The organism is Gellertiella hungarica, assembly GCF_014197145.1.
Lineage (GTDB): Bacteria > Pseudomonadota > Alphaproteobacteria > Rhizobiales > Rhizobiaceae > Gellertiella > Gellertiella hungarica.
Map to the genome: position 1 here is coordinate 133,635 of NZ_JACIEZ010000009.1, position 19,463 is coordinate 153,097.

Below are 19,463 nucleotides of genomic sequence, written 5' to 3' on the forward strand. Positions count from 1 at the left end.
CATGGCCTCAGTGACGAGTTTCATCCGCAACATGCCTGCCTCGTCGCTGCAGGCCTATTTCCACCACACCGGCATCGAGCTTCCGACCGAGGTCGATTGGGAGGCGCCCGAGCCGGAAGTCGCCCGCGTCACTTTGCGGGCCGTCGACGAATTGGACGACGAAGCCCGCGCCCGCATCGTCAATGACGCCGAGCGTGTGAGCGCCCTGGCCGATGATGCGGGGCAGACCGCACTCTACAGCGTGATCGACGACCGCACGGTGCTCGATGATCTGGCAAATGGCCATGCGCGTTCGCTCTGGATGTTCCTGAACGAACCGGTTCGGTTCCGCCATGCCGAGGAGGTCCGTTACACCGATGAGCGGCGCCGTGGTCGGAGCTGGGACGGGTTCATCGGCGAGCCGAACCTCGATCTGCGGCGGGACGAGGCATCCATCAATGCCTTCAAGGCGGCGCTGCGCGAACGGTTCGCTTCCAACAACATCCACATCGATATCTTCGGGCGCTACCGGCCGACCTTCGACGGCGAGGATTGCGAGCTTGTCCAGATCGCGATTTACCGCGAAGGCCTCCTCGACGCTTTCCTGGCGTTCGATGACGCGGGAACGCTCGTCCGCCGCGCCCGCCGTCCCGTGTTCGAGGCGGCCATGACCTATGAACCGGCGACCGGCGTCATCGAAGTCGTCGCCAACGACCGCGAGAGCCGGGAAGAGATGGTTCGCTTCATGGCGCGCGACCTGCTGGGGATCGAGTTCCAGAGCGAGAAGGTGCCCTTCCGCACCTACGACCTCGCGGTTCTGCTTCATCCTTTCGATTTTCCGACCGACCCGGAGGATGGGATCGAGTCCGTCGAGGTCAAGCAGCTGCGTCTGATGCCCATCGACAATGTGGGCGAGCGCGTCACGCTGGAATGTCTTCGGAAGGCCGACCGCACTATCTGGAGCATGTCGGCGGAGCGGTTCGGCGCCAACGATCCGCTGGCTGGCGGTTGGGTGGCGACACAGGCCAAACTCTCCATCAAATTCCATCCCAAGGGCGATGCCAAACGCGGTCGGACGCTGCCGTTGACGATCACGATGCCGCATGGCTGCAATCTCAAGGACCAGACCGAAGAGGAGCAACTGATCGGCGAAAAGTATCTCCGGCGCTGGGGCATCCTTTCCGGAGACGGCGGTGTCGTCGTCGATTGATCGGAGGGCGGTTGATCTGCTCCTCTCAATTGTGGAGAGCACGGATGCCAAAGTCGCCGGCGCCGTGCTCTCCGACTATCACGCCAACAGCGCGGGGAAATTGCTGGCGGCGAATGTGCTGCGTCCCGATGGCCATAACGCGGCGGCCGCCTCGCTGGCTGATTTCGAAGACGAGCCGGTCTCCCTGATCTGGTCCTCGGAACGGAACGGCTACGGATACTTCAGCCCGTCTGCTGGCTGGGTCGGTGTCCCGAAAGAGCGGATGGGAGTCTACGGGGTCGACTTCCCGGTCCTCTTCGCCCGCTTGCTGGTCGGGCTGGACATTGCGTCCCGCGACGGCGCCAGAGTGCTCGTTCCACGAGCTTTGTGGGAGCTTGGCAACACACGCATCGGCCGTCGCCCTCAGCGAGTCCCGATATGGTTCGCGCGCCGCCTTTCGGACCGGAAGATTTGGGCAGATGTGGCTGATACGGCCCGAAGGCGACCAACACCCCATGTCCGCATTCTCTTGACCAGCACGCCCAGTAGTCGGCTCCATGAACCGGGGCTGCCGGGGCACCTCGTCGTGTCCATCGGCGATGCCATCGATTTCGATGACGGAATGGCGGTCAGCCCTGAAATCCTATCGGCACTTCTCGATGGCACACCCGCCGTCAGCCCTCATACGCCCCTGTCCCTCTCACCGAGCGGGCAGCGACTCACCATCCATGGCAACGTCACGATCGATCTCAAGTCGGACATCCATATCGCCATCATTCGCAAGCTGGTTGAGGGACACCAGGACGGCCGACGCTTCAGCGCTCGGGAACTCCTTGATCATGCCCACTCCAGCGCGAAGACGCTGCGTCAAGCATTTGGTGCGCAGCGATGGGCAGACCTCGAACCTTATCTGAAGTCCGAGAACGGTCTCTGGGGCTTCGCGCTCTGACGAAATTCTCTCTGTTCTTCTCCCTCTGACCGGGTCGGTTTTCTCCCTCCCGGCCAGCCATCGTCTCCGCAGGTTTTCGACCAAAACCGAAGGAGAAACAGATGGCTACGAAACACCTCAACCAGATCGACCTGGCTGCGCGCTGGAACATCAGCCACCGAACGCTTGAGCGGTGGCGCTGGACGGGCGAAGGCCCCCGCTTCGTCAAGCTCGGCGGTCGCGTCGTGTATCGCCTCGAAGACGTCGAGGAGTACGAGCGCGAGCAGATCCGAGCGAGCACTGCCGATCACCCCAGCAAGCCTGCGGCGTGAGGGGGCGGTGATGACGATCTCCAACCGCATCTCCCTCGATGAGCTCCGGCGCATGGCCGTCGGCGACATCGCCGCTCTGCCCGCCGAACAGCTCGCCCTCCTGCAGGACGAGGCCGCCGACGCTCTGCGTCGCGCCAAGACCGTCTGCGACTGGCTCGATGGGGCCGTCGCGCTCAGGTACGGCGATCGTGCCCACGCAACGCGCCAAGCCGCCGGCAAGGACACCGGCACGGTCCGTTTCGATGACGGCGCGGTCACCGTGATCGCCGATCTGCCGAAGCGCATCGACTGGGACCAGGACAAGCTCGCCGCTCTCGTCGAACGCATCCGGGCCGAGGGCGACGACCCCACCGAATACGTCGATGTCGCGATCAAGGTGCCCGAACGCAAGTTCGCGGCCTGGCCGAGCCACATCCGCTCCGCCTTCGAGGACGCGCGCACCGTCCGCACCGGCAAGCCCAGCTTCCGTCTTTCCCTGAACACCGAGGTGACGTCATGAGCATCACGAAGAAGCTCGCGGTGCTCCGCGAGCACCATTACGGGCTGGACAAGCTGCCCGAGACCATCCGGGTACCGGCCCTTGGCGAGCGTCGTGACGAGACCGTCAAGCCGGTCGGGGCGGCCTCGATCGACGACCTAGCCTTCGCCCTCATCGGGCTGAACGAGCGGGCATCGGCGCTCTACCGCGAGATCGACGCGGTGCGCACCCTCCACGATGAGGCCCGCAAGGCCGGCGCGTTCGGAGCCGATGTCGCGATCGACGCTCTGATCGCGGCGAAGGGAGGCAAGTGATGGCCCTCCCGATCATCTCCGCCGATCAGCGGCTCGCCGAGCCGCGCGGCGTCAAGGGCACGATCTTCGGCAAGTCCGGGATCGGCAAGACCAGCCTTCTCTGGACGCTCGACCCCGCCACTACATTGTTCATCGACCTGGAGGCGGGCGACCTGGCCATCGAGGGATGGCCCGGCGACAGCGTGCGGCCGCGCACATGGGCCGAGTGCCGCGACTTCGCGGTCTTCATCGGCGGCCCCAATCCGGCGCTGCGGGACGACCAGGTCTACAGCGAGGCCCACTTCGCGGCGGTGTGCGAGCGCTTCGGCGATCCGGCTTCGCTCGACCGCTACCACACGGTCTTCATCGACTCGATCACCGTCGCCGGGCGGCTCTGCTTCCAATGGTGCAAGGGGCAGCCCGAGGCGTTCTCGGAGAAGACCGGCAAGCCCGATGTCCGCGGCGCCTATGGCCTGCACGGCCGCGAGATGATCGCGTGGCTCACGCATCTCCAGCACACGCGGGCGAAGAACGTCTGGTTCGTCGGGATCCTCGACGAGAAGCTCGACGACTTCAATCGGCGCATCTTCCAGCCGCAGATCGACGGCTCGAAGACTGGCCTCGAGCTGCCGGGCATCGTCGATGAAGTCCTGACGATGGCGGAGATCAAGGACGAGTCCGGCGCGCCGTACCGTGCCTTCGTCTGCCAGACAATCAACCCCTGGAACTTCCCGGCGAAGGACCGATCCGGCCGTCTCGACCTGATCGAGGAGCCGCATCTCGGCCGCCTGATGGCCAAGATCCGCGGCCCCGTGAAGCCCGCCTCCGAGCGGCTGGCCTATCGCAGCCCGCCCCCGGCCGCGACGGCGCCGACCGCCGACGCCTCCACCCTTTCCGAAAACGCCTGACCGAGGAGACCCCAGCCATGACTGGATCCTGGAACGATTTCAACGACGCTAAGCAGAACAGCAACATCATCCCCAAGGGCACGCTGGCCAAGGTGCGCCTGACGATCCGTCCGGGCGGATTCGACGATCCGGCGCAGGGCTGGACCGGCGGATACGCCACACGGGGGACCACCGGCTCGGTCTATCTCTCGGGCGAGTTCACGGTTCTCGAAGGGCCCTTCGCCCGGCGCAAGATCTTCACCCTGATCGGGCTCTACAGCCCCAAGGGACCGGACTGGGCGAACATGGGCCGCAGCCTGATCCGCGGCATGCTCAACTCCGCGCGCGGCATTTCGGACAAGGACACGTCCGCTCAGGCCCAGGCCGCGCGTCGCATCAGCGGCTTTGCCGATCTCGACGGGCTCGAGTTCGTGGCGCGGATCGACATCGGCACCGACACCAACGGCGAGGAGAAAAACGAGATCCGCGCGGCCGTGACGCCGGATCACAAGGACTATGCCGCCCTCATGGGCGTGCCCGGTGCGGCGCCGCAGCCGCAGGCTCAGCCTTCCCAGCCCTCCATGCCCCAATCTTCAGCACCGGCGGCGGGCACGCGCCCGTCCTGGGCGCAGTGAGGCGGCCATGCTGCTGCGTCCCCGCCAGAAGCAGTTCGTCGAGCGCAGCGTCCGCGCGCTCGGCGAACACGGAAACACCCTCGGCGTCGCCCCGACCGGAGCCGGCAAGACGATCATGCTCTCAGGCGTCGTCGGTCGCATGGTCGGCGAAACAGCGAAGAGCACGGGCGCCAAGGCCTGCGTGCTCGCCCACCGCGACGAGTTGACCGCTCAGAACCGCAGCAAGTTCGGCCGGGTGAACCCGAAGATCACGACCTCGGTCGTCGATGCGAAGGAGAAGTCGTGGGCTGGACAGGTCACCTTCGCGATGGTGCCGACGCTGGCGCGCGCGGGCAATCTCGACCAGCTGCCCGCGCTCGACCTCCTGGTGATCGACGAGGCGCACCACGCGGCCGCCGACAGCTATCGCCGCATCATCGACGCCGCGCTGCAGCGCAATCCCGAGTGCCGGGTCTACGGCGTCACGGCGACGCCCAACCGAGGCGACAAGCGCGGTCTGCGCCCGGTGTTCTCGAACGTCGCCGATCAGATCCGGATCGGGGAGCTCATCGCGTCCGGTCATCTCGTGCCGCCGCGCACCTTCGTGATCGATGTCGGCGTCCAGGATCAGCTCACCAAGGTGCGCCGCACGGCCGACGATTTCGACATGGCCGAGGTCGACGCGATCATGAACCGGTCGCCGGTCACGGACGCCGTCATCCGCCACTGGCGGGAAAAGGCGGGCGAGCGCCAGACGGTGGTGTTCTGCTCGACCGTGGACCACGCGCGCAACGTGACCGCCGCTTTCAACGCGGCCGATGTCACCGCCGGGCTGATCCACGGCGACATGGCCGATACCGACCGCAAGACGACCCTCGACGCCTACGCCGCCGGAGAGCTGCGGGTCGTCGTCAATGTCGCGGTGCTGACCGAGGGGTGGGATCACCCGCCGACGAGCTGCGTCGTGCTGCTACGGCCGAGTTCCTACAAGTCGACCATGATCCAGATGGTCGGTCGCGGCCTGCGCACGGTCTCGCCCGAGGAGCATCCCGGCATCATCAAGACCGACTGCATCGTGCTCGATTTCGGCACCTCGACCCTGATGCACGGATCGCTGGAGCAGGACGTCGACCTGGACGGTCGTGAGCCCTCCGGCGAAGCGCCCACTAAGGATTGCCCGGACTGCGGAGCCATCGTGCCGCTCGCCACTATCGAATGCCCGCTGTGCGGTCATGTCTGGGAGCGTCCCGAAGGCGGCGAAGCAGCGCCGCTCGGCGACTTCGTGATGTCCGAGATCGACCTCCTGAAGCGGTCGAGTTTCCGCTGGTGCGATCTCTTCGGCGACGATGCGGCGCTCATCGCCAACGGCTTCAATGCCTGGGGCGGTGTCTTCTTCCTGAACGGCCGGTGGTACGGCATCGGAGGCCTCCAGAAGCAGCGCCCTCATCTGCTGGCCGTGGGCGAACGCACCGTTTGCCTCGCGGCGGCCGACGATTGGCTCAACGAGCATGAGAGCGACGAGAGCGCCCACAAGACGCGCCGCTGGTTGAACCAGCCGCCCACCGACCGGCAGCTTGCCTTCCTGCCGCCGGAGTACCGGCAGGATTTCGGGCTCACCCGCTATCAGGCATCAGCGCTGCTGGCCTTTCGCTTCAACCGCGACGCTATCCGCTCCCTCGTCTTCGGCGCGGCCGATGCCGCGCCCGAAGCAGCCATCGGGAGGGCTGCATGAGCCATGGCCTGTCCTACCCCCATCACGGCCGAGGACCGGCGGCGGCTCTGGCATCCGCGTGGAATGCTCTGTGCTGTCTGCCGGCGACCCACCCGTGGCTTTGGCTGGTTCGACCCGGTGCGGTCGAAGCAACCGCGCCCCTCGGTCTGGTTCTGCTCGATGGCCTGCCAAGGCTTCTGGACGCGCTTGGCGCGGGAGCGCTGGGCCATGGTTGATCTCACTGAACAGGAGAAGGCGGCGATCCGCGCTGCCATGAAGCCGGTCGCCGAGATCATGGAGGAGATCGGCTGGCAGGCGCGCTTCTCCGACCTCACGGAGGCGCAGGTGCTCACGCTCATCGAGGTCGCCGTCGGCGGCTTCCAGGACGCCATGCATGCCATGGCTGCCGACGCCGATGCGGGGGTGCCGTTCTGATGCTCGACTACAACCACCGCCCCACCTGCGCCGAACGCATCAATGCGGTGATCGACGAAGCGATCGCCGCTGAACGCGCGGCGGTTGCGCCCAGGACCTACCTCGGCGGCTCCCGCCTTGGACACGGCTGTGAGCGCGCTCTGCAATTCGAGTTCGCGGGTGCGCCGAAGGATGAGGGCCAGGAGTTCTCCGGCCAGACTCTGCGGATCTTCGAGATCGGACACGCGCTCGAAGATCTTGCCATCCGCTGGCTGCGCGGTGCCGGGTTCGATCTCTATACCCGCAAGGGCAACCGTCCAGATGGCGAGCAATTCGGCTTCTCGGTCGCTGGTGGCCGCATCCGCGGTCATGTCGATGGGATCATCGCCGCCGCACCCCAGCTGCTGGGCATCGGCGTTCCCGCGCTCTGGGAATGCAAGACGATGAACGCCAGGAACTGGCGCGAGACCGTGGCCAAGGGCGTAGTTGTCGCGAAGCCTGTCTATGCGTCCCAGATGGCCCTCTACCAGGCCTACATGGAGGCGCAAGTCCCCGGCATCTCCGACAATCCCGCGCTCTTCACCGCCATCAACAAGGACACCGCCGAACTGCACCACGAACTCGTGCCGTTCGACGCGGGGCTCGCTCAACGCATGAGCGACCGCGCCGTGCGGATCCTTCAGGCGACGGATGCAGGAGATCTGCTGCCGCGCATCGCCACGACGCGTGACTTCCACGAGTGCCGGATGTGCCCGTGGGCAGAACGCTGCTGGGGGCTGCCGGCATGAGCGGGAACAAGGTCATCTCCCTCGATGCCTGGCGCGACTTCAACGACGCCGCGCCGCAGGCCGATCCGTTCGACATCGAGCCGGATCCCGAGCAGATCGCCGTCTTTCTCGATGTGGTCTTCGGTTACTGCGATGGCAGGGTGCCCTTGCGCGGGTTCGTGGACAAGGGCCAAGGCATCGACGGCCGTCCCCACAACGCCTGGATCGAGATCGACGACAGTTTGCTGGAGAAGGCGGTTTCCTTCGCCGGTTGGGCAGCACGCGAAGGGGCGGCCTTCTATGTGGTGCCGGGAACGGTCGCCGAGACCGGCAAGGCCAAGGCCGCCGATGTCCAGCAGATGCAGACGGTCCTGGTCGACCTCGACGCGGGTGACATCGCCGCCAAGCTCGACCACCTCATCCGGCATCTCGGCGAGCCGACACTGCTCGTCGAAAGCGGCGGCCGGACGCCGGACGGTCTCGACAAGCTGCATGTCTGGTGGCGCTTGAGCGAACCGGCCGAGGGCGAGGATATCGGGCTTCTCTGTCGGCTGCGCGGCGACATCGCGGTCAAGGTCGGCGGCGACACGCATTTCCGATCGGCCCACCAGCCGATCCGTCTGGCCGGCTCCGTCTATCACAAAGGCGGGTTCAAGCGCCTGGTCAACATCCGCCGCCACAGCCCGCGGGTCGAGGTCCATCTGCGCGACTTCGCCGAGCTCGTCGCCGACATGCCGCCGCTTGCCGGCGTGGGATCAGAGCCAGGACCATCGAGCGACAAACCCTCGATCACGGAGATCCTGACCACCCCGGTCCGTGAAGGCGGCGAAGACGACTGGACGCGCTTCCAGGGGGCGAGCGCCGCGATCGGCCACTACGTCCGCATGGCGCATGAGGGCCGCATGAGCCGCGACGACGCGTGGGAGGCGATCTGCCAGTACAACGCCGCCCAGCTCCGTCCCAGCTGGCCGCTCGAACGTCTCGCCTCGGAAGCACAGCGCCTCTGGCGGCTGCACGAAGAGCGCCACGGACCGGCTCTCGAACGGATTGCCGTTTCGCCGATGTCCGCGCTGCCGGTTTTCACGCTCGGCGCACTGCTCGACGACGTGAGCCCGATGCCCGACGACATCATCGCGCCGCGTTTGCTGACGCCCGGCGGGATGCTGGTGCTCGGCGGCGCGCCCAAAGTCGGCAAGAGCGACTTCCTGATCAGTCTGCTTGTCCACATGGCGGCGGGCGTGCCCTTCCTCGGCTTTGCGCCAAGCCGGCCGCTGCGGATCTTCTATCTGCAGGCGGAGATCCAGTACCACTATCTGCGGGAGCGCCTCCAGGCCATCCGGATCGAGCCGGCGCTCCTGGCCGCGGCGCGCGACAATCTCGTCGCCACGCCGAAGGTCCGCATGCTGCTCGACGCCGGCGGCGTGGGCCTGACCATCGCCGCGGTTCGCGACCACTACGGCCATGGCGCGCCCGATATCCTCTGCATCGACCCGATCCGCAATCTCTTCGATGGGGGCCCCGACGGCGGCGGGGAGAACGACAACACCGCGATGCTCTTCTTCCTGCAGGAGCGGGTCGAAGCGCTGCGGGACGCCGTAGCCCCGGATGCCGGCCTGATCCTCTGCCATCACACCCGCAAGATCACCAAGAAGCAGCTCGTCGAGGACCCGTTCATGGCGCTCTCGGGCGCGGGCAGCCTCCGCAGCTTCTACACCTCCGGGGTGATCATGCACCGGCCCGACGAGGACCGACCGGAGCGGATGCTGCATTTCGAGCTCCGCAACGGCCCCGGCATCGAGCCGATGATCGTCGACAAGGCGGACGGACGCTGGATCGCGATCGACCGCTCGGAGACAAGGCTCGTGCGTCGCGAGTTCGGCGAGAAGCTCGACGCTGAGCGCGCGCGCAAACACGACGTGATCCTTCAACTGCTCTTCGATGAGGCCGAGGCCGGCCGGCTCTACACCGCTCTGCAATTCGCCGAGAGCTTCGAGAACCAGGCCGGGCTCGGCGGCAAGGACACGATCCGCGAACGGATCAGCGTGCTGGCCACAAAGGGTTTCATCAAGTTCGTTCGCGATGGCGCGCCGTTCGGTCTGCCGACCTCGCGCTCGAAGTTCGGCTATCTCTGCGTCGAGGGCATGACGTTCCCGACCGGAGAAGAGACGGCAGACCCCGACACCGGCGAGATCGTGCCCGTCCGGATCCCTGTCCTTCCCAGCACCTACAAATGCCCGCAGAGCGGCGCGGCGCTGCCGGTCGAGAACCCTCTGGTCTGGGTCTATCAGACGGAGGTGACCTCGTGATGCGCCAGCTCATTCCGATTACGCGGACTTACGCAGGATCAAGTTGTGGCAAGTTGCGGCGAGCTGGGCGGCCAGCTTCCCAACTACTTTCGCTGCTCTTCGCGCCGCCGCGCTCCGCCCAGCCATCCCGCGCACATTCAAGTTGGGAAAGCTCGTCCCAACTACCTTGGCTCCCGCGCGCCCCGCTGCGCGGCCTTTCGCAGATTCAAGTTGGGAACGCGACCCACGCCACGGGCTGTCCCAACTTCGATTTCTCCAAACGATTCAAGGCGTTGATGCACTCTCGAAGTTGTGGGGGTGAAAGCCACCCCCTTCGGGGGTGGGGGAGAACCGCGCCAAGCGGGTTCTCCCACTCCCACCCCCAGGGGCTTCGCGCGCGCAGGCACCGTGCCGTCCATCCACTCACCGACATCAGACGAGAAGGACCCACCACCATGAGCCAGTGCCCGTCACCCCTCCCCAAGAGCGCGCCCCATCCGGCCCCGGTCATCTCGACATCCGCGGGCAGCGCCATTCTCGCCCTGGATCTCGGCACCACCACGGGCTGGGCGAGCCTGGCGGGCGGGATCGTGCACAGCGGAACCGCCAGCCTCCGCTCCGGCCGCTACGACGGCGGCGGCATGCGCTACCTGCGCTTCCAGCACTGGCTCGAACAACTGGCCGACGACAGCGGTGGGTTGGCCGCGATCTATTTCGAGGAGGTCCGGCGCCATATCGGCACTGACGCCGCCCACCTCTACGGCGGTTTCCTGGCGACGTTGACCGCTTGGTGCGAGCGTGAGGGCGTCGTCTATCAGGGCGTTCCTGTCGGCACCATCAAACGCTTCGCTACGGGCAAGGGCAACGCCGGCAAGGATGCAGTCGTCGCCGCCGTTCGCGCCCGCGGCTTCAGCCCCGCCGACGACAACGAGGCCGACGCGATCGCGATCCTGCTTTGGGCGATGGAGACCCGGGGAGGTGTGCTGTGAGGTGGACGCCGAGCCTCGTCGAGGAACGTCTCGCGGAAGCGGCCATCGTGCTCAAGCGCCTGCCCGAACCCCGGCGTCAGGGATATTTCAGCGTCTGGCCGGAGGTCATCCATAGCTTCGCCGACAAGGTCGGACAGGAGCCAAAGCCGATGCGCGTCATCCCGTCACCCGCCGCGATCAGCCGGATGGAGGAGACGCTCAGCTGGACGGTGGGGCTCGATCCGATCGACGGCAAGATCGTCTGGCTGCGCGCCTACGGCGAGCGATGGAAAACCATCTGCTGGACCGTCGGATTGCAGCGCTCGGCGGCGCACGAGCACTGGCTCTACGCGCTCTGCGTGATCGCATTCCGGCTTAACGGTCGGCGGCTCAACCGCACCCTGTCGAAGCGGAAAGTGATCGAGCTGGCTGGCGCGTCGCAGCGGTGAGCGGGGGCGAGGAAGGTGTCCGGCGGACAGTTTTCGAACGGACGGAAACGGCTTGAATGGGGTAAATTCTGGCTATGCTCGGGAGAGGCGCGCCCGCGACGGATCGTCCCCTTCCTTGCGGGCGTTGTCGTTTCCGGTGTCGTCGCCATTGCCATCGTCACCATCATCGAGACCAGCATCATGCCCGTCCGCCCTCCGATCCATCGTCCGGTTGGCCGGCGCGAGAAGCGTGAGCGTGACCAGGACTATGCCCGCCAGCGCAATCGGGTGGCACGTGCGCTCTACCGCTCGAAGCGCTGGCGAACGGAACGCGCCGCGTTCCTGCACGATCATCCGCTGTGCGTGGAATGCGCGCGCCATGATCTGATCCGACCGGCCAGCGTCGTCGACCACATCGATCCCCATGGTGGTGATGAGACGGTGTTCTGGGATTGCAGCCGCTGGCAGGCGCTGTGTGCCTCGTGCCATGGCCGCAAGACGGCGGCGCAGGATGGCGGCTTCGGCAATGCGCGCCGCCGCTCGTGAGCCCAAGCCCTCCCCCCGGGGAGGTCAAATCTCTGGAGAGTTCGCTCCCAGGACCGCGCGCCACCAAACGCGCATCCGTGGCCAAAATGGAGCATGGGGGGTGCGACGATAAAATGAACGTGCGAATTGAAGGATAAACTCGTGCCTGCGACTGATCTTGGCCCTGTTGATCTCGGCGTTGCCGACCGCCAGCTTGCGGTCGAATACCGGCCGCTCGACAGCCTGGTGCCCTATGCGCGCAATGCCCGCACGCATTCGGATGCGCAGGTGGCCGAGATCGCCGGGTCGATCCGCGCCTTCGGCTTCACCAACCCGGTGCTGATTGCCGAGGATGGCACGCTGATTGCCGGTCATGGCCGCGTGCTGGCGGCGCGCAAGCTCGGTATGGAGACGGTGCCGACGATCGTGCTGACGGGACTGTCGGAGACGCAGCGCCGGGCGCTGGTGCTCGCCGACAACCGCATTGCCATGAATGCCGGCTGGGACGAGGAGCTGCTGGCGCTCGAGCTCTCCGACCTGCAGGAGGCCGGCTTTGACCTTGGCCTCACCGGCTTCGGCGACGACGAGTTGCAGAGCCTGCTTTACGGCAGCCATGACGAACAGGATGGGCTGACCGAGGACGACGCCATTCCGGAAGTTCCGGCAACGCCTGTCACACGGCGCGGCGATCTGTGGCTGCTGGGTGATCACCGGCTGCTGTGCGGTGATAGCACCTCGCCGGAAGATGTTGGTCGCCTGATGAACGGCGAACGGGCGGCGCTGTTTGCCACCGATCCGCCCTACCTGGTCGACTATGACGGAACCAACCATCCGACAAAGAAAACCGCCTCGGCGCGGGCGAAGAAAATCGCCAACAAGGACTGGGGCGACGATTATATCGAGCAGCCACACTGGGATGATTCTGCCCAAGGACCGCAGTTCTACGAGGCCTTCTGCAAGGTGGCGATTGAGCATGCCATTGCCGAGGATGTAGCATGGTATTGCTGGCACGCCTCGCGCCGCCAACGCATGCTGGAAACGGTCTGGGATCAGTTCGATGTGTTGCATCACCAGCAGATCATTTGGGCCAAATCGCGCCCGGTGCTGACGCGCTCGGTGATGCTGTGGGCGCATGAGCCGTGTCTGTTCGGATGGCGTCGCGGTAAGAAGCCCCGCATCAACCGCGAGGGGTTCGAGAGCTGGCCGACCACGGTGTGGAACATCCCATCCTCGGAGATCGAAACCCGCGAGCATCCGACTTCGAAGCCGGTGCGCGTGTTCACGCTGCCGATGCAGCTGCACACAAGACCGGGCGACATCTGCTACGAGCCGTTCTCCGGTTCGGGCTCACAGCTGATCGCCGGCGAGAAGACCGGCCGCCGCGTCTATGGCCTCGAACTGTCGGAGGCCTTCTGCGATGTCGTCGTCCGACGCTGGCAGGAATTCACCGGCAAGCAGGCAACGCTCGAGGGCGACGGCCGCAGCTTTGACGCGATCGCCGCCGATCGAGTGCCTGATGCCGGGTCCGCGACCAGGGATGCGGCAGCGGCATGAAGCAATCCCGCACCATGTCGCTGGTGGAATCGCTGACCAACGTCGCTATCGGCTATGGCATTGCCGTGGTGACGCAGATCCTGGTGTTCCCGCTGTTCGGATTGTCCACCACGCTGGCTGACAACATGGCCATGGGCGCCATCTTCACCGTGGTGTCGATCGCACGCAGTTACTGTCTGCGCAGGTTGTTCGAGGCGGTACGCCTTCGCGGTGACGGCACTGGATAATGCATGGAGTTTTGACATGGCCGGCCGCAAGCCGCTGCCAACGCATCTGAAGTTGGTCAAGGGCACGGCCCGTCCGCACCGTTTGAACAAGGCCGAGCCGAAACCGGTGGTGGCAGTTCCTGCGCCGCCCGATCATCTTGATGAGGACGTCAGGAAAAAGTTCTCCGAGATGGCCGAGCTGCTGGCCCGCCATGGCGTGATGACCGAGCTCGATACGCATGCGCTGGCCCGGTACGTGGTGATCTGGCGGCGCTGGCTGGAAGCCGAGCAGGAAGTCAAACGCCGCGGCCATGTGGTGAAGACGGCGAACGACAACATCATCCAGAACCCGTTCCTGGCGGTTGCCAACAAGTGCCTGGCGCAGATGGCACAGATCGAAAGCGAGTTCGGGCTCACACCCTCCAGCCGCTCGCGCATCCGCATGGCAGAGCCTGCCGAGACCAGCGACCCCTTCGAGGACTTTTTGACCCGTGGCCGAAAAGCGTAAATCCGGCTCGGTCAGGAAAGCGTCATCCTGTCCGGTCACGACCTATGCCCGCGCTGTCGTCAGCGGCAGGATCGTCGCCGGTCGCCTGGTGAAGCTTGCCTGCGAGCGGCATCTCGCCGATCTCAAATCCGGCGGCAAGCGTGGCCTCGTCTGGGACGGTGCTGCCGCACGCCACGCCATCGACTTCTTCGGCCATCTGCGCCATTCGACCGGCGAATGGGCCGGCGAGCCCTTCGTGCTGCAGGACTGGCAGCAGTTCGTCGTCGGCTCGCTTTATGGCTGGAAGCGCAAGAACGGATTGCGCCGTTTCCGCACGGCCTATGTCGAGGTGGCGCGCAAGAACGGCAAGTCGGTGCTGTTGGCCGGCACCGCACTTTATGCCCTGATCGCCGATGCTGAACCGGGTGCGCATGTCTATTCGGCAGCAACGACGCGCGATCAGGCGCGCATTGTCTTTGGCGAGGCCGAGCGCATGGTGGCGGCGAGTTCGGCGCTGCAATCGAGGATCACACGCACGGTGAACAATCTAGCCGTGCTGCCGACCTCGTCCTGGTTCAGGCCGCTGTCGGCGGACGCCAGCAAGATGGACGGGCTGAACATCCATTTTGCGGCCGTCGATGAAGTGCACGAACATCCGGGACCGGAGATCATCCAGAAGCTGAACACCGCCACCGGTGCGCGGCGCCAGCCGCTGATCTTCGAGATCACGACGGCCGGCTATGATCGCCATTCGGTCTGCCGCCAGCATCACGAGTTCTCGGTGAAGGCGCTGGAAGGCACGGTGCCGATGGAGTCGTCGGACAGCTGGTTTGCCTATATCGCCACCATCGATGAGGGCGACGACTGGACCGACGAAAAGGTCTGGGTGAAGGCCAATCCGAGCCTTGGCGTGACGGTGAAGCTGGATGACCTGAAGCGGCAGATCGACGAGGCTAGGGAAATGCCGGCGCAGCAGAATGCGATCCGCCGGCTGCGCCTCAACGAATGGACCGAGCAGGTCACCCGTTGGCTCGACATGAGCGTGTGGGAGGAAGGCGGCCTGCCAGCTGCCACCGACTGGCGCATCGTCAAACACGAACTGGAGGAACTGGAAGGCAAGCTGCTGGGGCGTGAATGCTATGGCGGGCTCGATCTTGCCCGCGTCAACGATCTGTCGGCATTCGTGCTGGTCTTCCCGCCGACACTGGATGACGTGCTCGGAGCGCTTGCCGACAAATGGATCGTTACCTGCCGGTTCTGGATTCCCGAGGACGACATAGTCCGCCGTGTGCGGCGCGACCGCGTGCCTTATGATGTCTGGCGCGACCAGGGATTTTTGACCGCCACGCCGGGCAACGCCACTGACTTCGCCTTCGTCGAGAAAGAAATCCTCGACCTTGCCGGCCGCTACGATCTGCGTGAACTCTCCTACGACCGCACCTTTGCCGGCGAGATCGTCCAGCATCTTCAGGATGAAGGCTTGAACCTTGTCCAGTTCGGCCAGGGGTTCTTGTCGATGGCCGCTCCGACGGCGGAACTGGAGCGCCTGTCGGTGTCGCGCTCTCTCTGGCATGGCGGGCATCCGGTGTTGCGCTGGAACGCCTCCAACGTCGCCGTGCGCCATGATCCGGCCGGCAACATCAAGCCGGACAAGGAGCGCTCCACCGAGCGTATCGACGGAATTGTCGCGATCTGCAACGCGCTCGGCCGGGCTCTGGCCCGTGACGTCAATGCCGGCCGCTCGGTCTATGAGACCCGCGGCATCCTGATGTTGTAAAGAGCTGACGAAAGAACCCAATGGCATTCTGGTCGAACTGGTTCGGCGGCGCAAAACCGCCGGCCGCCTCTCCGCGCGCGTCGTTCCAGGATGCGGGTGGCGGGATCGTCATCACCACGGCGCAGCAGCTGGAAGAGGCGCTGCGCTCGGGAACGGTGACCGCCTCGGGGGCTGCGGTGACGCCCGACAGCGCCATGCGGGTGGCGGCCGTCTATGCCTGCGTGCGCATCATCTCGGGCGCTGTGGCGACGCTGCCCTTGCACATCAAGCGCCGGGTGGATGAGCGCACCCGGCAGGATGCGTCCGACACGCCGATCTGGAAGGTGCTGCGACGACGCCCGAACCGCTGGCAGACGCCATCGCAGTTCCGGCGCATGCTGCAGGCGCATCTCTTATTGCGCGGCAATGCCTATGCTATGATCGTGCGCTCGCGGAGATTGGTGCAGGAACTGATCCCGCTGCACCCCGATCGCGTCGAGGTGAAGCAAGGCGACGACCTCCGGCTGGAATATTCGTATACCCGCCAGGATGGCCGGCGCATCCGGTTGGCTCAGACGGAGGTGTTCCATCTGGTTGGCCTGACCCTCGACGGCGTCCATGGTGTGTCGGCAATCTCTTACGCTCGCGAGACCATCGGGCTGTCGCTGGCCATGGAAGATCATGGCGCGGCCACCTTCCGCAATGGCGCGCGTGTCAGCGGGGTGCTGAAGCATCCGAACAAGCTCGGGCCCGAGGCCGTCGCCAATCTCAAGGCCGGGCTCGAAGAGTTCCGCTCTGGCGGCGAGCAGGAGGGAAAGAACCTGATCCTCGAAGAGGGCATGGACTATGCCCGCATCGCCATGACGGCCGAGGATGCGCAATGGCTGGAGGCCCGCAAGTTCAGCCGCACTGACATCGCCATGTTCTTCGGCGTGCCGCCGCACATGATCGGCGACACGGAAAAGAGCACGTCCTGGGGCACCGGCATCGAGCAGCAGTCGATCGGCTTCGTCGCCTATACGCTCGAAGACCATCTGACCATGTGGGAAGAGGCGATCAACCGCGACCTGATCGGCGCGGAAGAGCAGCTTTATGCCCGCTTCAACCGGGCGGCTCTGGTCAAGGGCGACATCAAGGCGCGCTGGGAGGCTTACGTCAAAGGCCTGCAATGGGGCGTCTACAGCCCCAACGAAATCCGCGCGCTCGAAGACCAGAACCCGCGTGATGGCGGTGATGTCTTCTATCCACCGCCGAACACGGCAGGCGTGCCGGCAGATGAGGATCGTGATCGCCATGAAAATAATGGCGGCAGCGATGGTGATGTTGACCCCGATGATGGGGACGCAAGCAGATGAGCCTTTTGGATAGTTTGAAACTGGCCGCGACGATGGTGGTCATGGGCGTTGTCAGCGTCGCGGTCATCAACCCCGCCTTCCACTTCGGCACATTCATCGCCGGCATCACGCTTGGCGGATACTTTTTCCTGTTGGCGCTGGAGAACGTTCGATGAGCCTTCGCAAATTGCCCGAGGCGCGAACGTTCCCTCGGCCGCAGAACTACCAGTGGGATGCGCCGAGCGGCGTGCTGACGAAATGGGCCGAGCATCCGCTTGCCGCTGTGCCCCGTGCTGATGCCGACACCACCATTTCCATCCTCGACGTCATCGGGGAGGATTATTGGTCAGGCACCGGCGTCACGGCAAACCGCATCTCGGCCGCACTGCGCTCGATCGGCAGCCAGGACATCACCGTCCGCATCAACTCGCCGGGCGGCGACATGTTCGAGGGGATCGCGATCTACAATCTCCTGCGGGCCCATCGAGCGAAGGTCACGGTCGAGGTGCTGGGCTGGGCGGCTTCCGCTGCTTCCATCATCGCCATGGCCGGTGACGACATCCGCATGGGGCTCGGCTCCTTCATGATGGTGCACAATGCCTGGGGCATGGTGATCGGCAATCGCCATGACATGCGCGAGGCCGCCATCGTGTTCGAGCAGTTCGATGCGGCCATCGCTGACATCTACGAGGTCCGCACCGGCATGAAGCGCTCCGATATCGAGCAGCTGATGGATGCGGAAACCTTCATGACGGCGGCACAGGCTGTCGAATACGGCTTTGCCGATGTCGTCGACGATGCCCAAATCCATCCAGAGACCAATGCGTCCGCGCCGATCCGCCCCGAAATCCAAGCCAGGCGCCGCATCGATGCCGCCCTGGCGAAACAGGGCGTCTCGCGCACGGAGCGGCGCAAGATGTTCAACCAGATTGCCGGCATGCACGACGCTGCCGACACGGCCACGCATGACGCTGGCTTCCATGCAGCCGCCATTCAGCGGCTGATCGACACCATTAGATCATAGGAGACCCGAGATGGGTATCGAACTGAACCCCGGTGGCCGCGGGCCAGTCCGGGGTATCCTCGGCGTGCGCGCCGATTCCGGCAGCGCCACCAAGATCCTCGCCGAACTCCAGAGGACCTTCGAGGACTTCAAGGTCGAACGCGACAAGGAGCTGGCCGACATCAAGGCCGGCATGGCCGACGTGGTGCAGACCGAAAAGGTCGATCGCATCAATGCCGAGATCACCGCCCTGCAAAAGGCGCTCGACGAAACCAACGCCATGCTGGCAGCGGTGAAGGTCGGTGGTGTCGGCGGGACGACCGATCCGGACAAGGCCGAGCATGCACAGGCCTTCGACCGCTTCTTCCGCCGCGGCGTCGATGCCGGCCTGCGTGATCTCGAGGTCAGGGCCAAGCTGACCACGCAGTCCGACCCCGACGGTGGCTATCTGGTGCCGGAAGAAACCGAAGCTGGCATTGACCGCGTGCTTGGTACGGTGTCGACCATCCGCTCGCTTGCCCGCACCATCTCGATCTCGACCAGTACCTACAAGAAGCTGGTCAATATGGGCGGGGCGACGTCGGGCTGGGTCGGTGAGGAGCAGGATCGTCCCGGCACCGCCACGCCGACCTTGCGTGAAATCGCCATCAATACCGGCGAGATCTACGCCATGCCGGGCGCCACGCAGACCTCGCTCGACGATGCCCGCATCGATCTGGCGGCATGGCTGGCCGACGAGGTGTCGATCGAGTTCGCCGAGCAGGAAGGGGCAGCCTTTGCCAATGGCGATGGCATCAACAAGCCGCGCGGCATTCTTGCCTACGACACGGTGGCCAATGCCTCCCATGCATGGGGCAAGCTCGGTTTTATTGCCTCGGGGAAAGCGGATGGCTTCCTGGCTGCCACCGCTTCGGTCAGCCCGGCCGATGCGCTGATCGATCTCTATTATGCGCTCAAGTCCGGTTACCGGAACGGGGCGTCGTGGCTGATGTCGGATGCGACCATGAACACAGTGCGCAAGTTCAAGGACGCGGAAGGAGCTTACATCTGGGCGCCACCGTCGGGTGCTGCAGAAGTCGCGACCATCCTCGGCAAGCCGGTCTACACCGACGACAACATGCCGGCGGTGGCGGCGAACGCCTTTCCCGTCGCCTTCGGGGACTTCGGCCGCGCCTATCTGATCGTCGACCGCATCGGCATCCGCGTCCTGCGCGATCCCTACACCGCCAAGCCGAACGTGTTGTTCTACACCACCAAGCGGGTCGGCGGCGGCGTGGTCAACTTCGAGGCGCTCAAGCTGCTGAAGGTCAGCACCTGATCCACAT

At 65.2% G+C, this 19,463-nt stretch carries 22 protein-coding genes; all 22 read left to right on the forward strand.

The features are described 5' to 3' along the window. The first annotated feature begins 1 nt into the window (after position 1). The 22 genes from GGR23_RS18280 to GGR23_RS18385 all read left to right on the forward strand — a co-directional run bounded on the left by GGR23_RS18280 (position 2) and on the right by GGR23_RS18385 (position 19,456). Entirely contained in the window at positions 2-1,189 is a 1,188-nt protein-coding gene (locus tag GGR23_RS18280; RefSeq protein WP_183367755.1) for a hypothetical protein, read from the forward strand. Then, on the forward strand, positions 1,173-2,117 hold the full coding sequence (locus GGR23_RS18285) for a hypothetical protein (protein WP_183367756.1): 945 nt from the start codon (positions 1,173-1,175) through the stop codon (positions 2,115-2,117). Before GGR23_RS18280 ends, GGR23_RS18285 begins: the two co-directional genes overlap by 17 nt. A 101-nt stretch (positions 2,118-2,218) precedes the next feature. Beyond that, positions 2,219-2,428, forward strand: a complete 210-nt coding sequence (locus GGR23_RS18290; protein WP_050474479.1) for a helix-turn-helix transcriptional regulator — start codon at positions 2,219-2,221, stop codon at positions 2,426-2,428. 10 nt (positions 2,429-2,438) lie between these two features. Beyond that, the gene (locus tag GGR23_RS18295) at positions 2,439-2,927 is read left to right on the forward strand and encodes a hypothetical protein (RefSeq protein WP_183367757.1); all 489 of its coding nucleotides are present in this window, start codon (positions 2,439-2,441) and stop codon (positions 2,925-2,927) included. Continuing rightward, positions 2,924-3,220, forward strand: a complete 297-nt coding sequence (locus tag GGR23_RS18300) for a hypothetical protein (protein ID WP_133675955.1) — start codon at positions 2,924-2,926, stop codon at positions 3,218-3,220. Before GGR23_RS18295 ends, GGR23_RS18300 begins: the two co-directional genes overlap by 4 nt. Further along, positions 3,220-4,107, forward strand: coding sequence for an ATP-binding protein (locus GGR23_RS18305; RefSeq protein WP_183367758.1), 888 nt, complete (start codon positions 3,220-3,222; stop codon positions 4,105-4,107). The genes GGR23_RS18300 and GGR23_RS18305 overlap by 1 nt, the downstream gene beginning before the upstream one ends. A 17-nt stretch (positions 4,108-4,124) precedes the next feature. Then, positions 4,125-4,721: a hypothetical protein gene (locus tag GGR23_RS18310; protein WP_183367759.1), complete on the forward strand. Its 597-nt coding sequence runs from the start codon at positions 4,125-4,127 to the stop codon at positions 4,719-4,721. 7 nt (positions 4,722-4,728) lie between these two features. Continuing rightward, complete coding sequence (locus GGR23_RS18315) at positions 4,729-6,432, forward strand: DEAD/DEAH box helicase (RefSeq protein ID WP_183367760.1); 1,704 nt, start codon at positions 4,729-4,731, stop codon at positions 6,430-6,432. Between the two features lie 207 nt (positions 6,433-6,639). Continuing rightward, entirely contained in the window at positions 6,640-6,846 is a 207-nt protein-coding gene (locus tag GGR23_RS18320; RefSeq protein WP_183367761.1) for a DUF6511 domain-containing protein, read from the forward strand. Beyond that, entirely contained in the window at positions 6,846-7,613 is a 768-nt protein-coding gene (locus tag GGR23_RS18325) for a PD-(D/E)XK nuclease family protein (protein WP_183367762.1), read from the forward strand. The genes GGR23_RS18320 and GGR23_RS18325 overlap by 1 nt, the downstream gene beginning before the upstream one ends. Continuing rightward, on the forward strand, positions 7,580-9,898 hold the full coding sequence (locus GGR23_RS23540) for an AAA family ATPase (protein WP_210297013.1): 2,319 nt from the start codon (positions 7,580-7,582) through the stop codon (positions 9,896-9,898). Before GGR23_RS18325 ends, GGR23_RS23540 begins: the two co-directional genes overlap by 34 nt. Before the next feature lie 434 nt (positions 9,899-10,332). Further along, on the forward strand, positions 10,333-10,866 hold the full coding sequence (locus GGR23_RS18335) for a crossover junction endodeoxyribonuclease RuvC (RefSeq protein ID WP_183367764.1): 534 nt from the start codon (positions 10,333-10,335) through the stop codon (positions 10,864-10,866). Next, positions 10,863-11,294 carry a DUF6362 family protein gene (locus GGR23_RS18340; RefSeq protein WP_183367765.1) on the forward strand — a complete coding sequence of 144 codons (432 nt, stop codon included), beginning with the start codon at positions 10,863-10,865 and terminating at the stop codon, positions 11,292-11,294. The genes GGR23_RS18335 and GGR23_RS18340 overlap by 4 nt, the downstream gene beginning before the upstream one ends. A 15-nt stretch (positions 11,295-11,309) precedes the next feature. Then, the gene (locus GGR23_RS18345; protein ID WP_343066700.1) at positions 11,310-11,819 is read left to right on the forward strand and encodes an HNH endonuclease; all 510 of its coding nucleotides are present in this window, start codon (positions 11,310-11,312) and stop codon (positions 11,817-11,819) included. A gap of 141 nt (positions 11,820-11,960) precedes the next feature. Next, positions 11,961-13,352 (forward strand): DNA methyltransferase, encoded by a 1,392-nt coding sequence (locus GGR23_RS18350; RefSeq protein ID WP_183367766.1) that lies wholly within the window; start codon positions 11,961-11,963, stop codon positions 13,350-13,352. Then, positions 13,349-13,579 carry a DUF7220 family protein gene (locus GGR23_RS18355; protein ID WP_183367767.1) on the forward strand — a complete coding sequence of 77 codons (231 nt, stop codon included), beginning with the start codon at positions 13,349-13,351 and terminating at the stop codon, positions 13,577-13,579. Before GGR23_RS18350 ends, GGR23_RS18355 begins: the two co-directional genes overlap by 4 nt. A gap of 16 nt (positions 13,580-13,595) precedes the next feature. After that, on the forward strand, positions 13,596-14,066 hold the full coding sequence (locus GGR23_RS18360) for a phage terminase small subunit P27 family (RefSeq protein ID WP_183367768.1): 471 nt from the start codon (positions 13,596-13,598) through the stop codon (positions 14,064-14,066). Beyond that, complete coding sequence (locus tag GGR23_RS18365) at positions 14,050-15,822, forward strand: terminase TerL endonuclease subunit (protein WP_183367769.1); 1,773 nt, start codon at positions 14,050-14,052, stop codon at positions 15,820-15,822. The genes GGR23_RS18360 and GGR23_RS18365 overlap by 17 nt, the downstream gene beginning before the upstream one ends. Positions 15,823-15,842: 20 nt before the next feature. Continuing rightward, positions 15,843-17,156, forward strand: coding sequence for a phage portal protein (locus tag GGR23_RS18370; protein WP_183367770.1), 1,314 nt, complete (start codon positions 15,843-15,845; stop codon positions 17,154-17,156). Then, positions 17,153-17,311 (forward strand): hypothetical protein, encoded by a 159-nt coding sequence (locus tag GGR23_RS18375; RefSeq protein ID WP_156460106.1) that lies wholly within the window; start codon positions 17,153-17,155, stop codon positions 17,309-17,311. The genes GGR23_RS18370 and GGR23_RS18375 overlap by 4 nt, the downstream gene beginning before the upstream one ends. Beyond that, positions 17,308-18,159: a head maturation protease, ClpP-related gene (locus GGR23_RS18380; RefSeq protein ID WP_183367771.1), complete on the forward strand. Its 852-nt coding sequence runs from the start codon at positions 17,308-17,310 to the stop codon at positions 18,157-18,159. The genes GGR23_RS18375 and GGR23_RS18380 overlap by 4 nt, the downstream gene beginning before the upstream one ends. 10 nt (positions 18,160-18,169) lie before the next feature. After that, the gene (locus tag GGR23_RS18385) at positions 18,170-19,456 is read left to right on the forward strand and encodes a phage major capsid protein (protein WP_183367772.1); all 1,287 of its coding nucleotides are present in this window, start codon (positions 18,170-18,172) and stop codon (positions 19,454-19,456) included. Positions 19,457-19,463 lie beyond the last annotated feature (7 nt).

What these genes read in the sequence shown, in the direction of transcription:
- GGR23_RS18280 (WP_183367755.1), top strand. Translation starts at nt 2, where the DNA reads ATGGCCTCAGTGACGAGTTTCATCCGCAACATGCCTGCCTCGTCGCTG.
- GGR23_RS18290 (WP_050474479.1), top strand. Translation starts at nt 2,219, where the DNA reads ATGGCTACGAAACACCTCAACCAGATCGACCTGGCTGCGCGCTGGAAC.
- GGR23_RS18295 (WP_183367757.1), top strand. Translation starts at nt 2,439, where the DNA reads ATGACGATCTCCAACCGCATCTCCCTCGATGAGCTCCGGCGCATGGCC.
- GGR23_RS18300 (WP_133675955.1), top strand. Translation starts at nt 2,924, where the DNA reads ATGAGCATCACGAAGAAGCTCGCGGTGCTCCGCGAGCACCATTACGGG.
- GGR23_RS18305 (WP_183367758.1), top strand. Translation starts at nt 3,220, where the DNA reads ATGGCCCTCCCGATCATCTCCGCCGATCAGCGGCTCGCCGAGCCGCGC.
- GGR23_RS18310 (WP_183367759.1), top strand. Translation starts at nt 4,125, where the DNA reads ATGACTGGATCCTGGAACGATTTCAACGACGCTAAGCAGAACAGCAAC.
- GGR23_RS18315 (WP_183367760.1), top strand. Translation starts at nt 4,729, where the DNA reads ATGCTGCTGCGTCCCCGCCAGAAGCAGTTCGTCGAGCGCAGCGTCCGC.
- GGR23_RS18320 (WP_183367761.1), top strand. Translation starts at nt 6,640, where the DNA reads ATGGTTGATCTCACTGAACAGGAGAAGGCGGCGATCCGCGCTGCCATG.
- GGR23_RS18325 (WP_183367762.1), top strand. Translation starts at nt 6,846, where the DNA reads ATGCTCGACTACAACCACCGCCCCACCTGCGCCGAACGCATCAATGCG.
- GGR23_RS18335 (WP_183367764.1), top strand. Translation starts at nt 10,333, where the DNA reads ATGAGCCAGTGCCCGTCACCCCTCCCCAAGAGCGCGCCCCATCCGGCC.
- GGR23_RS18355 (WP_183367767.1), top strand. Translation starts at nt 13,349, where the DNA reads ATGAAGCAATCCCGCACCATGTCGCTGGTGGAATCGCTGACCAACGTC.
- GGR23_RS18360 (WP_183367768.1), top strand. Translation starts at nt 13,596, where the DNA reads ATGGCCGGCCGCAAGCCGCTGCCAACGCATCTGAAGTTGGTCAAGGGC.
- GGR23_RS18370 (WP_183367770.1), top strand. Translation starts at nt 15,843, where the DNA reads ATGGCATTCTGGTCGAACTGGTTCGGCGGCGCAAAACCGCCGGCCGCC.
- GGR23_RS18375 (WP_156460106.1), top strand. Translation starts at nt 17,153, where the DNA reads ATGAGCCTTTTGGATAGTTTGAAACTGGCCGCGACGATGGTGGTCATG.
- GGR23_RS18380 (WP_183367771.1), top strand. Translation starts at nt 17,308, where the DNA reads ATGAGCCTTCGCAAATTGCCCGAGGCGCGAACGTTCCCTCGGCCGCAG.
- GGR23_RS18385 (WP_183367772.1), top strand. Translation starts at nt 18,170, where the DNA reads ATGGGTATCGAACTGAACCCCGGTGGCCGCGGGCCAGTCCGGGGTATC.